General features: G+C 68.4%; 8 protein-coding genes, 1 pseudogene and 1 riboswitch. Of the genes and pseudogenes, 3 read left to right on the top strand and 6 right to left on the bottom strand.

Going from position 1 to position 14,638, the window contains the following annotated elements:
• Positions 1-71: 71 nt before the first annotated feature.
• A complete protein-coding gene (locus ACFQ4G_RS02575; protein WP_238205180.1) occupies positions 72-1,418 on the top strand; it encodes an L-serine ammonia-lyase in 1,347 nt (448 codons plus the stop codon).
• Positions 1,419-1,477: 59 nt separating this feature from the next.
• Here the strand turns inward: ACFQ4G_RS02575 and ACFQ4G_RS02570 are convergent, their stop codons facing one another.
• Positions 1,478-3,811 carry a Tex family protein gene (locus ACFQ4G_RS02570; protein ID WP_238205182.1) on the bottom strand — a complete coding sequence of 778 codons (2,334 nt, stop codon included), beginning with the start codon at positions 3,809-3,811 and terminating at the stop codon, positions 1,478-1,480.
• Between the two features lie 232 nt (positions 3,812-4,043).
• Between ACFQ4G_RS02570 and ACFQ4G_RS02565 the strand changes: the two are divergent.
• Positions 4,044-5,152 (top strand): annotated as a pseudogene (locus tag ACFQ4G_RS02565) (hypothetical protein).
• Between the two features lie 152 nt (positions 5,153-5,304).
• On the opposite strand, the gene ACFQ4G_RS02560 reads toward ACFQ4G_RS02565, so the two are convergent.
• The 3 genes from ACFQ4G_RS02560 to ACFQ4G_RS02550 form a co-directional block, all read right to left on the bottom strand.
• Positions 5,305-7,458 (bottom strand): TonB-dependent receptor, encoded by a 2,154-nt coding sequence (locus ACFQ4G_RS02560; RefSeq protein ID WP_238205184.1) that lies wholly within the window; start codon positions 7,456-7,458, stop codon positions 5,305-5,307.
• 111 nt (positions 7,459-7,569) lie between these two features.
• Positions 7,570-7,773, bottom strand: a riboswitch (cobalamin riboswitch).
• An 83-nt stretch (positions 7,774-7,856) separates the two neighbouring features.
• Entirely contained in the window at positions 7,857-8,960 is a 1,104-nt protein-coding gene (locus ACFQ4G_RS02555; RefSeq protein WP_238205188.1) for a catalase family protein, read from the bottom strand.
• Positions 8,961-9,128: 168 nt separating this feature from the next.
• Complete coding sequence (locus tag ACFQ4G_RS02550; protein WP_238205208.1) at positions 9,129-10,604, bottom strand: glucan biosynthesis protein; 1,476 nt, start codon at positions 10,602-10,604, stop codon at positions 9,129-9,131.
• A 256-nt stretch (positions 10,605-10,860) separates the two neighbouring features.
• Here ACFQ4G_RS02550 and mdoH point away from each other — a divergent pair, with 256 nt between their 5' ends.
• The gene (gene mdoH / locus ACFQ4G_RS02545; protein WP_238205190.1) at positions 10,861-12,813 is read left to right on the top strand and encodes a glucans biosynthesis glucosyltransferase MdoH; all 1,953 of its coding nucleotides are present in this window, start codon (positions 10,861-10,863) and stop codon (positions 12,811-12,813) included.
• 9 nt (positions 12,814-12,822) lie between these two features.
• Here the strand turns inward: mdoH and ACFQ4G_RS02540 are convergent, their stop codons facing one another.
• Both ACFQ4G_RS02540 and ACFQ4G_RS02535 read right to left on the bottom strand, forming a co-directional pair.
• A complete protein-coding gene (locus ACFQ4G_RS02540) occupies positions 12,823-13,284 on the bottom strand; it encodes a hypothetical protein (RefSeq protein WP_238205192.1) in 462 nt (153 codons plus the stop codon).
• Between the two features lie 97 nt (positions 13,285-13,381).
• On the bottom strand, positions 13,382-14,560 hold the full coding sequence (locus tag ACFQ4G_RS02535) for a trans-sulfuration enzyme family protein (protein ID WP_238205194.1): 1,179 nt from the start codon (positions 14,558-14,560) through the stop codon (positions 13,382-13,384).
• Positions 14,561-14,638 lie beyond the last annotated feature (78 nt).

Below are 14,638 nucleotides of genomic sequence, written 5' to 3'. Positions count from 1 at the left end.
CTTCAGATCAGGCTAGTGGGATGAGCGGTCGCGACGCCGCGCGATGCTGCGGATGAGACGGACCGGGACCGATGATCAGCGCCTTCGACCTGTTCAAGATCGGGATCGGCCCGTCGAGTTCGCACACGGTGGGACCGATGGTGGCGGCCCGTACGTTCCGCGAGCGGACGCGGCACCTGCCCGGTCTCGCCCGCATCCGCGCCGAGATCTTCGGCTCACTCGCCTGGACTGGTCGCGGACACGGGACCGATGTGGCCATCGTGCTCGGCCTCCTCGGCCATAGCCCGGCCGAGATCGACCCCGACCGGGTCGACGCATACGTGGCCGAGGTGACGCGGACGGCGAGGCTCGGCCTCGGCGGCCCGGCCTTCGAGCCCGAGACCGATCTCGTCTTCAACTTCACCGAAGTGCTGCCGGTCCACACCAACGGCATGCGGTTCCGGGCGCTGGACGGTCACGGTGCCGTACTCGACACGGTCACCTGCTACTCCATCGGTGGAGGTTTCGTGGTCGGCGAGGATGAGACGCCATCGGATGAGGCCGTGGAGTTTCCGCTGCCCTATGCCAGCGCCGCCGACCTCCTGGCCACGTGCCTGCGCACCGGCTTCTCCATCGCCCAGGTCCAGCGCGCCAACGAGGGCGCGAGCCGCAGCCGCGAGGCGATCGACGAGGGGCTGGACGCGATCCGCGACGCGATGTTCGCCTGTATCGACCGCGGGCTTCGCCAGACCGGCGAATTGCCCGGCGGCCTCAAGGTGCGGCGGCGGGCCAAGAAGCTGTTCGAGGATCTGGAGGCCAACCGGCACCTCAACGCGCGGCCGGCTCACGAGATCATGGACTGGATTAGCCTGTTCGCCCTCGCGGTGAACGAAGAGAACGCCGCCGGTGGACGGGTGGTGACCGCGCCCACCAACGGGGCGGCCGGCATCGTCCCCGCGGTGCTGCGCTACGCCCGCGACTTCTGCCCGGGCTGGAGCGACGAGCGCGGCCGCGAATTCCTGCTCGTGGCCGCCGCCATCGGCGGGCTGATCAAGAGCCGGGCCTCGATCTCAGGCGCCGAGGTCGGCTGCCAGGGGGAGGTCGGCTCGGCCGCGGCCATGGCGGCGGCGGGGCTGGCCTCGCTGCTCGGCGGTTCGACCCTGCAGATCGAGAACGCCGCCGAGATCGCCATGGAGCACCATCTCGGCATGACCTGCGATCCGATCGGCGGCCTCGTCCAGATCCCGTGCATCGAGCGCAACGCCTTCGGGGCCAACAAGGCGGTGGTGGCCGCTTCCTTGGCCCTGCGCGGCGACGGCATCCACCGCGTCTCCCTCGACGAGGTCATCGAGACCATGCGCCAGACCGGCCACGACATGCAGGCGAAGTACAAGGAGACCTCACTGGGCGGTCTCGCCGTGAACGTGGCGGCGTGCTGAGGGGGAAGCGCATCCCCTCTCCCCGCCGCCTGCGAGGAGAAGAAGAGTGCGCGCAATCGTCAGCGGCGTCCCCGGTCCTTCCCCTCCGCCGCCCGGCGCAGGGCCTCGGCAAACGCGCCGTCGGGGGCCGGTCCGCGTGGCGCCGGGGCCGGCATGGGTCTCGGCGGGGGCCGTGAAGAGGACGAGCGGTCATCGGATCGCCCCGGTCGCGACGTACCTGCCTCCTCCGAGCGCATGCTGAGTGCGATGCGCTTGCGATTGGCGTCCACTTCGACGACGCGGACCTGCACCACGTCGCCGGGCTTCACCACCTCGCGCGGATCCTTCACGAAGCGGTCGGCCAGGACCGAAATGTGGACGAGGCCGTCCTGGTGGACTCCGATATCGACGAAGGCGCCGAAGGCGGCGACGTTGGTCACCACGCCTTCGAGGCGCATGCCGGGCTTGAGGTCCGAGATCTTCTCCACCCCGTCCTGGAAGGTCGCGGTCTTGAAGGCCGGGCGCGGGTCGCGGCCGGGCTTTTCCAGCTCCGCCAGGATGTCAGTGACGGTGGGCAGGCCGAAAGTCTCGTCGGTGAAGCGCTTCGGGTCGAGACGCCTCAGGACCGGGCCGTTGCCGATGACGGCATGAATGGGCTGCCCGGCGGCGGCGAGGATGCGGCGCACCACCGGATAGGCTTCCGGATGCACGCCGGATGCGTCGAGCGGATCGTCGCCGCCGCGGATGCGCAGGAAGCCGGCGGAGAGTTCGTAGGCCTTGGGTCCGAGACCCGCGACTTTCTTGAGGCTGGTGCGGGTGCGGAACGGCCCTTTCTCGTCCCGCGTCGCCACGATGTTGGCCGCCACCCGCTCGGACAGGCCGGAAACGCGGGCGAGGAGAGGTGCGGAGGCGATGTTCACGTCGACGCCGACCCCGTTCACGCAATCCTCCACCACCGCATCGAGAGCCTTGGACAATTGCCCCTCGGCGAGGTCGTGCTGGTACTGCCCGACGCCGATGGCCTTCGGTTCGATCTTCACCAGTTCGGCCAGCGGATCCTGCAGGCGCCGCGCGATGGAGACCGCCCCGCGCAGGGTCACGTCGAGGCCCGGCAATTCGGCACTGGCATAGGCGGAGGCCGAGTAGACCGAGGCGCCGGCCTCGGACACCATCACCGTGGTCAGCTTGAGTTCGGGCTGCTTGGCGATGAGTTCGGCGGCGAGCTTGTCGGTCTCCCGCGAGGCGGTGCCGTTGCCGATGGCGATGAGTTCGACCTTGTGCTCGCGACACAACTTAGCCAGCGAACCGACTGCGCCGTTCCAGTCGCGGCGCGGCTCGTGCGGGTAGATCACGTCAGTGGCCGCGACCTTGCCGGTGGCATCGACCACAGCGACCTTCACCCCGGTGCGGAAGCCCGGATCGAGGCCAAGGGTCGGACGCGCCCCGGCGGGAGCGGCGAGCAGCAGGTCGCGCAGGTTGCCGGCAAAGACGCTCACCGCGCCGGTCTCGGCCACTTGCCGCAGGCGTGATCTCAGGTCGGTGTCGAGGGCGGGTTTCAGCTTGGTGCGCCAGGTCCGGCGTACGGTCTCCATCAGGAAACGGTCGCCCGGCCGGCCATGATCGCCGATGCGGAAGGCGCGAGCGATGCGCAGCTCCTGCCAGGAGGGTACGCCCTTCTCGGCCGCGTCGCCGGGGGCATCGGTGATGTCGAGGTCGAGGATTTCCTCCTTCTCGCCCCGGTACAAAGCCAGGATGCGGTGCGAGGGCAGACGGGTCAAAGGTTCGGAGAAGTCGAAATAGTCGGCGAACTTCTCGCCCGCCGCTTCCTTGCCCTTCCTGACGACGGAGGTCATCCGGCCGCGCTGCCAGACCGTGTCGCGCAGATTGCCGACGAGTTCGGGATCCTCGCCGAACCGCTCGATGAGGATGGTTCGCGCCCCCTCCAGCGCGGCCTCGACATCGGCGACGCCCTTGCCCGCATCGACGAAGCCTGCCGCCGCTTGCTCGGGCGCGCGGTCGGGATGGGCGAGCAAGGCCTCGGCCAGCGGACCGAGCCCGGCCTCCCGGGCGGCCTGAGCCTTGGTGCGGCGCTTCACCTTGAACGGCAGGTAGAGATCTTCGAGCCGCGCCTTGGTGTCGGCCCCGAGGATGCGGGCCTTCAAGGCCGAGTCGAGCTTGCCCTGGCCCTCGATGCTCTCGAGGATGGCGGCGCGGCGCGCCTCCAGGTCGCGGAGATAGGCGAGGCGCTCCTCCAGATCGCGCAGCTGGGCATCGTCGAGGCCGCCAGTGACCTCCTTGCGGTAGCGCGCGATGAACGGCACCGTCGATCCCCCGTCGAGGAGTTCGACGGCCGCGATCACCTGCCGCTCGGCGACCTTGAGCTCCGCCGCGATGGTTGCAGTGATGGCGGCCATGGATTCCTCGCGCGCGTGAAGGGGCCGCGGTGTCTACAGGCCAGGCCGGAGAGCGGTCAAACCGCGTCCCATCGCCCCGCCAGGCTCCGGGGCCGATGTGTTCGTGACAAAGCCCCCCCTGTCGATACCGATTGTCGCGATAGAGGCCGCGGATCACGCTTGCCTGCAATGGACAAGGGGTTCGTCGCAGCGGAAACTTGTCGGAAGAATATGGGGTCAGGGAGAGAATCGCATGAGGCTCAGGCTTGCTCTGGCCGCGTTCGTCGTCGCCTTTTCAGGCGCGGCCTCGGCGGACCCCCGACCTTCCAGGTCGATCCGGCCTGGCCCAAGCCCCTGCCGAACGACTGGATCATGGGCCAGGCCTCCGGCGTCGCCGTGGATGCCGAGGACCATGTCTGGGTGGTGCAGCGGCCCCGCTCCCTAACCGACGACGAGAAGGCGGCGAGCCTCGACCCGCCGCGCACCAAATGCTGCCACCCCGCTCCTCCCGTGCTGGTCTTCGACCAGGACGGCACCCTGATCCGCTCCTGGGGCGGTCCGGGCGAGGGCTATGACTGGCCCCAGAACGAGCACGGCATCCATATCGACCACAAGGGTTTCGTCTGGCTGGCGGGCAACGGCGAACAGGATGGGCTGATCCTGAAATTCACGCCGGAGGGCAAGTTCCTCCTGCAGATCGGCAAGCAGGGTCCGCAGACCAACAGCCTCGACACGACCCGCCTCGGACGGCCCGCCGCCATGCAGGTGGACCCGGAGACCAACGAGCTCTTCGTCGCCGACGGCTACTTCAACCACCGGGTCATCGTGTTCGATGCCGAGACCGGAGCGTTCAAGCGGATGTGGGGCGCCTACGGCAAGCCGCCCACCGACGAGATCCTGCCCGCCTACGACCCGGCCGCCGCACCGGCGCAGCAATTCCGCAACCCGGTCCATTGCGTCCAGATCGCCCGCGACGGGCTGGTCTATGTCTGCGACCGGGCCAACGACCGGGTCCAGGTGTTCCGCCGCGACGGCAGCTTCGTGAAGGAGTTCTTCGTGGAGAAGACCACCCGCGCCAACGGCTCCGTCTGGGAACTGGCGCTCTGGCCCGACCCCGACCAGACCTACCTCCTCAACGCGGACGGCGCCAACAACGAGGTCCGTACGCTCAAGCGCGATACCGGCGAAGTGCTCGGCGCCTTCGGCCGCAACGGCCGCATGGCGGGCGACTTCCACTGGGTCCACAACCTCGCCGTGGACAGCCGGGGCAACGTGTTCACCACGGAGGTGGACACCGGCAAGCGCGCGCAGAAGTTCGTGTTCAAGGGGGAGATGGTGGTGCGCAAGCGGGTGGGGCCGTAGGTGCCCAGAGCTGCGAGGGCAGCTTTCGACTCGACCAGACCGTCATCGAAGTGACGGGGGATGACTGGTTCTGGCCCCGCTAAACCTCAGAATGGGCGATGGCCCAAGAATGTGACGCCCATCGGATCGGCTTCTCGACCCAAGCGATTTCCTCAAAATCGCCCCGCCACTGTCAACCGAACCGCCATCGGTTCCACCGGATGCAGATGTGTGTCCGCCACTCCGCCCGCCGGTTCGCCGCGCAGCCGTGACTCATAAAAATAATCGATCTGGCTCGCCTTGACGTTGAGCAGGTTGAGAATGTCGAGCTGCACCGTGACGCCGTTCTCGAAATTGTAGCCGATGCGGCCGTTCACCAGGGTGGTGGGCTTCGAGCGGACGGAATTGTCCTCGATCAGCGGGCGCGGGCCGAAATAGCGAAGCCGCATCGTGCCAAACCAGCCGAGTGACTCGCCCAGTGTGAAGCCGGCCGCCGCGATGGCGGTGGGCGCGGCGGGAATGCGGCTTCCGGCCGGATCGCGGTCTGCGAAGCGGGCATGCGTCACGGTGAGGTCGCCGTCCAGGGCGAGCCAGGGCGTCACCGCGTAGTGGTTGGTCCATTCGATGCCGGTGCGGCGGCTCGGGCGGCTCGGCTCGGTGGTGCCGGCATCGCCGATGAAGAGGTTCTCGGAGTCGAAATCGAGCTGGAACAGGGTCACCGTCGATTCGAGGCCGGCGATGGAGCGGTTGCGGATGCCGACTTCCGAGCCCACCGAGCGCACCAGCAGCGGCACCCGGTCGAGGGGAAACAGGGGATTGCCCGGATCGACGGTGATGGTGGCACCGCGGGCATCGTTGGAATGGAAGCCCTCGCCGTAATTCACGAACAGCTCGGTCTCGATCCAGGGCCCGAACACCACGCCCAGCTTGGGGCTGACGATGCCGTCCCGCGCCTTGCCCGAGTTCAGCGGGTTGTCCGATCGCACGGTGGCGTCGTAGGCGTCGGCGCGGACACCGACGCTGGTGCGCAGCCAGTCGGTCCAGCGCAGGCGGTTCTCGAAATACAGGGCGGCGCTGCCCTCCTGCACCCGGTCGTCGCGAACGGTGGAGAGCGAGACCCGCGATCGCGTGTTGAACAGGCCGACATGGATGTCGTCGAACCGGGTCTGCACGCCGATCTCGTTCTCCATGGAAAGACCGAACAGCTCGCCCTTGAACACCCGGGCGATCTCGCCGCCGGCGACGGTGCGCCGGTCGAGCTGGCGGAACTGGTCGCCATTGACCGGATCGTTGAGAAAATAGGTGAAGTTGTTGAACAGGTTGAGGTTCGAGCGGATGACATAGGCGCTGGCGCGGGTGACGCCGCCTTCGTCCGACCGGCTCCAGCGCCCGGACAGCGACAGGCGGCTCGCCTCGCCGCCATCGGTGGGATCGAGGGTGCCGAAACGGCCGATCAGGCCTTCGGAAATGGCCCGCTGCGGAATCTGGTTCGTCGCCGTCCAGCGGTTGGAATAGGCCATGCCGGTGAGGGAGAACCCGTCGAGGGCGGTGCCCTGGCTGTAGCGCGCCACGCCGTTGAGCTTGCGGATCGCGTCCGGCACCACCCAGGGGCCGTCATAGACCTGCGCTTCACCCGCCGTGAGGAGGGTCCCCTCCCCTAAAGGAGCCGAGGCGATGGTGAGCGCCCGCTTGTAGCCGAAGCTGCCGATGGAGGTCAGCGCGAGATTGCGCGGCACCGCATCGATCGTGTCGATCCGCACCGATCCGGCGGAAGCGAAATCCCCGTCCCGGGCGAAATACGGACCCTTGTGGAATTCGACCGCGCCGACGAGTTCGGGAATGAGGAAGTTGATGTCGGCATAGCCCTGGCCGTGGGCATGGGTGCGCATGTTGGCGGGCATGCCGTCGATGGTGATGGCGATGTCGCTGCCATGGTCGAGGTTGAAGCCGCGCAGGAAGTACTGGTTGGCCTTCCCCTCCCCCGAATGCTGCGTGACGATGAGGCCGGGCACCGCCTCCAGCACCTCGCCGGGCCGGGTGATTGGACGGTCGTTGAGAACCTTGCCTGTGATCACGCCGGAACTCGACGTCAGCGCAGGAGCAGAAAGAGCGCCGAATGCCTCGGCGCCGCCGGCTCCTCCCGTCGCCCCGCCGAATCCTGGGCCGGCGACTGGAGAGGCAGTCTGCATGTCGGCGGCCACCGAGAGCTCCGACAGTGTCGCCTCGGTGGTGTTTCCCGGTCCGGCCTGGGCAAGGGCCGATGAGCAGGACGTCAGGAGTGCGACGACGAAGAGGGGAGGGAGAACGCGTGGAGGAGAGGCGGACACGGGAGGAACCTCGGGCGACGGCTGTGGCACGTCACCGCGAACGAAGCCGATCCGTGCACGCGAGCGCACGCTCCGACACCCCACCAGGGCACCCCGCCCGATGCGTTTCGCGTGTGACCACGACTGACGGCAGGTCTCCTGGCTCGCGGGTCACCGCCCTCTCATCGTCTTCCCAGAAGCCGGAGCCTCCAGTGACGTGTTGATGATGGGCTCGCCGCTTACAGTTGCGGGGGCAGCCGCGGCATCGGACCATCGAGATCCTCACCGCGTTCCCTTTTGATCCTCCGAAGAGGAACCGTCATGGCCACGCTAGGTCGAGGCTGACGGGACGGTCAATTGCAAGATTCTCCCTCACCGACCATCGCCGTGGCCCTGTCGCATCGCGGCAACGTCCGGCGTCACTCCGGCAGCGATTCGAGGCTCTTCGGCTCTTCGATGATCCGGCCGTTCTTCTCCGCCCGGAAGCGCTTGCCCATCTCGTAGGCCGATTTGCGCATGCGCATGATCCCGCCGAGCGGCCGGTGCGCGGCGAGCCCGTGCCATGGGCTGAAGGACAGGCCGTCATCGACGAAGGCCGCGCGGGCCTCGCTCCAGCTGATCTGCGGTGCGGCCATGAGCGTGGCGATGGTGCGGTAGGAGCTCGCCTCCTCGGGCCAAACCACGGAGGCGTCCTCCACCGGCATGTCGTCCAGGTTCAGGCAGAGTTGCGCCCGCAACTCCCAGGTGCCGCCATGCCGACGGAAATGCTCCAGCACCGCCTCTCGAATCGCGTTCGGGGCGCTCGTGTCGGCGAGGGGCGCGCTCGCGAGCGCCTTCAGTTCGGGCGAGACCGGAGCCAGCGAGATCTTGGCGATGTGGTCGCCGAAGCGAAGCGGGACCTGACTGTAGAAGCTGTCGCCGAGAATATGCGTCTCGGCCTGTCCGCCCAATGTCGCGAGGGTCGGGCTCGGCGAGCCGGTGGTGGCCACGACGGCGCTCTGCACGCCGCGCAGGGCGGCAGAGGCGACCTTCTTCAGGCCCTCCGCCCGGTCGGTGGTCTTGGCGAGGAGCTTCAGCGTCGAGAGGAACTGCTTCGGTCCCGGCGCCGAGAATGCCGGGCCGTTGACGAGCACGAAATCCTGGGTGGCATCCCCCTCCGATCCTTCGAGACGCTCACCCTCGACGCCGACGATCTTGATCGCCACGCCGCGCGGGGTGGAGACGCTGTCGTCCAGAATATCGCCGGGGATGGTCGAGAACCGCATCACTACGGGATAGCGGCCCGGCTTCGCGAACAGGCCCTGCGCCAGTTCGGGGGGCAGGTCGGCGGCCACGCTCAGTTCGGCCTTCAGCGCGCCATGCGCCTTGGCGTGAACGCTGCGGATGGCATGGCCGCCATCCGCGAGGGTCGTCTCGCTGATGGAGCGCATGGTCTCGTTCAGGGATCTGCTGGTCTCGGCCTCGTCGGATTCTGGTGTCTCGACGGTGGGGGTGTAGCGCAGGTAGGGGGTGTTGATCGCCAAGGGGCCTGACTCCGGGGGAAGGCAGAAGCCGCGCCCCGAGCGCTTCGAAGGCACTCAGGAAACTGCCGGCTCCGCAACTCGGTGGTGTTCCAAGGGAGAATCCCCGATCGGAGCCTCCGTTCCGATCCCTGCGACGCCTCGCCGAGTTGTGAGTTCCTCCAGCGGTGATCAGGCCACGTTGTCCCAGGTCTCGCTGATCGGGCGACCGAAGCGCATGAGTCGTGCCCGCAAAATGATGTCGCCGGGCGGTCGTGGGACCGGGGGCCGCCATTCCACATAGAGGCGCCAGCCGCCCGTCTGGGGAACCCGCTCCACCACCGGGTCGACCATGGTGCCGAGACTGGCCGAGACCTCCGCCGCAAGGCTTTCGTCGTGGCCGGCAGGCAGTCCCGGCCCCTCGAAATCGACGACGTAGAGACGTCGCTCCGGGCTCGGCGGCGTGGTCGGGCGCAGTCTTTCCGCCGAGCCGACGCGGGTTGAGACCACCCTGGCAAGGGCGCTCAGTACGGCCGTGTCCGGTTCGCCACCGACGGTGGAGAGGGTGTAGGCGAGGTCGAGGGCACCACCGCCGGCAACCGGTGCCGCCGGCACGAAGGCGGCGACGACGTTGTCCATGTATTCCTCGCGCGAGGGTATCTCGAAGAGCTGCACCGCGCCGACGCCGAACCCGGCCTGCGGCGTGACCCACAGGCCGGGCCGGGCCTCGTGACGCGCCTGGACATCCAGGTAGGCGGCAAAATTTCTTTCGCGCTGGAGGAGTCCGAACCCGTCGAGGGGATCTACCTGGAAGGCCGAGATCTGCGGATCGCGCCGTCCGTTGGTGAGCGGCCGCCATAGCCGGTCGTCCCTGGTGGAGACCACCAGCCCGTCGGAATCATGGACCTGGGGCCTGAAATCGTCGAAGGGCTGGGCGCCGCCCGCCCCTGGTCCATTCTCGCCATGCAGGAACATGCTGGTGAGAGGAGCGAGGCCGAGGCGCGGAATCGCGGCACGCGGATGCAGCGAGGCGGTGACCACCATGCGCGAGGTCTCACCCGGATGGACATCGAACCGATAGGCGCCTGCGAGACTCGGTGAGTCGAGGAGCGCCAGGATGGTGACGGCGCGAGCTTCCGCTTTCGGCTCACAGATCCAGAAAGCCGTGAAATCCGGAAATTCCTCCGCCCCGGGACCGCCCGTCTGGATGGCGGCGCCGCGTGCCGAGAGGCCGTATTCCTGCGTCTTTCCTCTCAGCCGGAAATAGGACGCTCCGAGGAAGACCAGGAATTCTTCTTGATGAGCCGGCTTCGCATCGTCGAATGCGTAGTGCAGACGGAAGCCGGCAAAGCCGAGATCGCTCGGAAAATCCTGTCCGGCCAAGCCCGAGCCGAGGTCGAACAGGCTGGACCGGTAGAGGATCGGCTGCGGCGGACCGTCCGGGGGCTGAAGGAACAGGGCGACGCGCTTCCTCTGCAGGAAGCCGCGATGGAACAGTTGCAGTGAGAACGAATCGCCGAGCCTGGGGGCCGCATCGGGCCGGAAGGTGATCGCCCGATACCCATCGTAGCTGAGGCTCGCGAGAGAAGCCGGGAGGTCGTCGGCAGAGGGCCGGTAGGGCGCGGCGGCGAGGCGGCGGGCCTGCTCCGTGACACCCTCAAAGGTCATCGGCCCGTCCCGCAGCGGGTCGGCCGTGTCGGCGGCCATCGTTCTGGCGGTATTCAGGTCGACGGCACTAGGAATTGCCAGGCCCGCGGCCACGCTCAGCGCGGTTCGCAAGGTCTGCCGCCGCGAGAAGGTATCGCGCCCCGAAAGCTCGTCGCCACCGTCGTCCCGTGTCATCGATGCCCTTTGATCTTCTTGACGGAAGGTCTTCGTGACGGAAGACGGCCCTCTTCAGCCTCGATCGAGTGTCCCGCGCCCCATGTCCATCACACGGTTGTCGCACGACGCATCCCCGGCCGGAATCCCGACCCCTTCGATTCCCGGCAGAGAGTCCGGCGAGACACCCTCGCTCGAGACGCCGTCCTTCCTCGGGCGACGGCTCCTGCTGGCGGTGCCCACACTCGCCACCGCCGCGGCGATCTCCTGGCTCGCCCTCGCCGCCTATGGTCGTCCCGAAGGCGTACTCGGCTGGGCCGTGCTGGTGCTGTTCTGCCTCGTGATGGCGTGGCAATCCTTCGTCGCCTGGCAATATGTCTACGGGCTCGTGGCGGCCGGTCTCGGCGATACCGCCAAATCCGCCATCGAGATCCGCTCCGCCACCGTGCCCGCCACCGCCTCCGGCCGGAGCCGCACGGCCGCCGTGGTCGCGATCCACGCCGAAGACGCGGTGGCGGTGTTCGCCGCGCTCCGGGTCATGGCCCGCTCGCTGCAGCGCCAAAGCGATACCGACCAAGGGGATGGCGACCAGGAAGGCGACGGGTCCGACATCGACATCTTCGTCCTCTCCGACACGCGGGACGGCGCCATCGCCGCGGTGGAGGAGCATGAATTCGCCCGGATCGAGGCCTGGACACGGCTGAACGGCCCCGGCCTTCCGCGCTTCCGCTACCGGCGGCGCCGGGACAATGCGGGCCGCAAGGCCGGGAACATCGCCGAGTTCTGCAGGACCTACGGCTCCGAATACGATTTCATGATCGTGCTCGATGCCGACAGCCTGATGACCGGCGCCACCATGCGCCGCCTCGCCCGGCTGATGGAGGAAGCGCCGAAGGTCGGGCTGATCCAGACCGTCTCCTACGCCACCGGCAGGGACACGCTGTTCGCCCGCATCCAGCAATTCGCCGTGCGGCTCTACGCTCCGCTGTCGATCCGCTGCCTCGAGACCTGGCAGGGAGCGGATGGAAGCTATTGGGGTCACAATGCGATCCTGCGGGTCGCGGCCTTCGCCGACAATGCCGAACTGCCGGTGCTGCCGGGCAAGGCGCCGCTGGGCGGCGAGATCCTCTGTCACGACATCGTCGAGGGCGCGCTCCTGCGCAGGGCCGGCTGGGAGGTCTGCCTCCTCCCGGAAATGGGCGGCACCTGGGAGGAGATGCCGACGAACCTCGTCGATCTCCTCGGGCGTGAGAGGCGCTGGTGCCAGGGCAACATGCAGCATCTGCGCGTCACCACCCTGCCGGGTCTTCGCGCGGCGAGCCGCTGGCACCTCATCGTCGGCATCCTGTCCTACCTCGCCTGCCCGCTCTGGGTGCTGTTCCTCGCCGCCGCCTCGATCCAGGCCGCCGTGACCGGCGATCTCGGCCTGCTGGCCTATGGGCTCACCGGGACGGGCCTCACCGCCCATGCGCTGGCCGCGCTCGTCGTCGCCGTGATGGCCCTGCCGAAGCTCCTCAGTCTCGGCCATGTCCTCGCCTCGGCGAGCCGCCGCGCCGCTTTCGGCGGTACCGCCTCGCTCCTGAAGAGCGCCGTGCTCGAACAGATCGTCTGGGTCCTGCTCTGGCCGGTCATGACGGTCTTTGCCGCCGGCGCCGTCGCCACCACCTTCATCGGCCGCGTGGTACGCTGGGATTCGCAGGTGCGCGACGACCGGCAGGTGCCGTGGTCCGAGGCGATCCGTCTGCAGGTGGATGCCCTGGTGGCGGGCGCTCTGCTCGCCGGTCTCCTCGCCTATGCGGGAAATCTCTGGCTCACCCTGTGGATGGCGCCGGTGACCTTGGCCCTTCTCACGAGCCCGGCCTTCAGCGTGCTGACCAGCCGTGCCGATCTCGGCCGCGCCTCGCAGAAGAACGGCCTTTTCCTATCGATCGACGACACGGACCGCGCCGCCGAACTCCTCGACCTCGCAGCGGTTCGCCGCGGGGAAGAGCGGGGCAACCGCCATCGCCGGGACGTCTGGGAGAGCGGAGACGCGAAGGTCTCCGCTCCGCGCTGAAACCGCGGATTATGGTTTCTCCAGCACTTCGATCGGGTTGGTGCGCTGGCTCGGCTTGGGCTCGGCGGTGACGGCACCCGCATTGCCATCCGACGTCTCGCGCTTCGCGCCGGAGCTTCTGTCCGCTCCAGGTCCGGTGCCCTGGGTCGGTACCGTTCCGCTCGCCAGTTCCAGGCAGGTCACCATCTCCACGTAGGAAGGATAGCCGCCGGCCTGGAACTGCTTCTCGCACTGGCTCTTCGCGGCCGGCGAGTAGTCGCCCCAGCGGCGCTGGGCTTCCTTGCGCGCCGCCTCCTCCGAACGCAGGCAGCCCTCGACGGTGGCATTGTCGCTGACGCTGGCTTCGGCGCGGACATCCGACTTGCAGGTCGCCTTCACGTCGAGCTTGGGCGGCCCGTCTGCGGCCGAGGCCGCACCGGTGAGGACGGCGAGCGCGAGGGCGCCGGTCAAGAGAGTGAATGAGTATCGCATCGGGTCGTCCTCGATCGTGTCGTATCGGCCGCCCGCCGGCGGCCGGTCCTTCGCACAACGCGCGAAGGCTGCGATCACACCATGGCGGGCGATGAATTCAGGCGAGAGCCGCATCGAGATCGGCGAACAGGTCGTCGACATGCTCGATCCCCACCGAGAGCCGAAGGAGATCGGGCGGACAGGGCGTACCCGGCCCTTCCACCGAGGCGCGGTGCTCGATCAGGCTCTCGACACCCCCGAGCGACGTGGCACGCTTCCACAACCGTACCCGCGCCGCCGTGGCGATCGCCGCTTCCTCGCCGGCCGCGACCCGGATCGACAGCATGAAGCCGAAGCCGCCCTCCATCTGGCGTGCGGCCACCGCGTGACCTGGATCGTCGGGCAGGCCCGGATAGAGCACCGACGAGACACGCGGATGGGCGGAGAATCGCCGTGCGAGTTCCGCCGCGGAGGCGGATTGCGCCGCCACCCGCAGGGGCAGGGTCCGCAGGGAGCGCATCAGCAGATAGGCCTCGAACGGCCCGAGGATCGCCCCTCCCCCGGCCCGGATCGCGCGGATCCGCTCCCAGAACGCATCGGCGCGGGCCGAGGCGAGAACGCCGGCGACCACGTCGGAATGCCCGTTCAGGATCTTGGTGGCCGAGTGCATGACGAGGTCGGCCCCGAGCGTCAGGGGCCGGGTGTGGATCGGCGAAGCGGCGGTGGAATCGATGGCGAGGCGGGCGCCCGCCTCGTGCGCGATCCCGGCTGCGGCAGCGATGTCGGTGATGGTCCAGAGCGGATTTCCGGGTGTCTCGATCCAGACCAGCTTCGTCGTGCCCGGCTGGATCGCGGCACGCAGGGCGTCTAGGTCGTCCATGGCGACGAAGTCGAGGCCCCAGCCCCGGCGTGGCGCCTCCTGCTGGAGCCAGCGCTTCAGGGCCCAGTACATCACGAATGGCGCGACGATATGGTCTCCGGGCTCCAGGGCCGAGAAGACCGCCGTGGCCGCCGCCATGCCGGAGCCGAACAGCATCGCGCCGGCTTCCGCCTCCTCCAGCATGGCGATGACGGCTTCGGCCTCGCGGGTCGTGGCGTTGTCCGGCCGGGCATAGGAGAAGCCCGAGCTGTAGCCGTTGTCGGGGTCGCGGATGAAGGTGGTCGAGACGTGGAGCGGCGCCACCACCGCCCGCGTCACCGGGTCGACCTGGCCCATGGCCTGGGCGGCCAGGGTGCGCTTGGCGTAGGATGGGTGGATGATGTCCGAGCCGTCATCGGGAGCGTTGGGCTGTCGCATGGATGCGGGTCCGTTCCTTGGGCGTTTCGGTCTCGACCGTAAGGTGGTGGGCCGTCGCAGAACGGAACCGACTTCGCA

The organism is Methylobacterium marchantiae, from assembly GCF_042679825.1.
Lineage (GTDB): Bacteria > Pseudomonadota > Alphaproteobacteria > Rhizobiales > Beijerinckiaceae > Methylobacterium > Methylobacterium marchantiae.
The sequence above is the reverse complement of the archived record's forward strand: the minus strand, read 5'-3'. Positions and strand labels throughout refer to the sequence as shown.

Excerpts from the sequence above, each read along its gene's own strand:
- ACFQ4G_RS02570 (WP_238205182.1), bottom strand. The coding sequence starts at position 3,811 with ATGGCCGCCATCACTGCAACCATCGCGGCGGAGCTCAAGGTCGCCGAG.
- ACFQ4G_RS02550 (WP_238205208.1), bottom strand. The coding sequence starts at position 10,604 with ATGACCTTTGAGGGTGTCACGGAGCAGGCCCGCCGCCTCGCCGCCGCG.
- ACFQ4G_RS02535 (WP_238205194.1), bottom strand. The coding sequence starts at position 14,560 with ATGCGACAGCCCAACGCTCCCGATGACGGCTCGGACATCATCCACCCA.
- mdoH (WP_238205190.1), top strand. The coding sequence starts at position 10,861 with ATGTCCATCACACGGTTGTCGCACGACGCATCCCCGGCCGGAATCCCG.
- ACFQ4G_RS02575 (WP_238205180.1), top strand. The coding sequence starts at position 72 with ATGATCAGCGCCTTCGACCTGTTCAAGATCGGGATCGGCCCGTCGAGT.
- ACFQ4G_RS02540 (WP_238205192.1), bottom strand. The coding sequence starts at position 13,284 with ATGCGATACTCATTCACTCTCTTGACCGGCGCCCTCGCGCTCGCCGTC.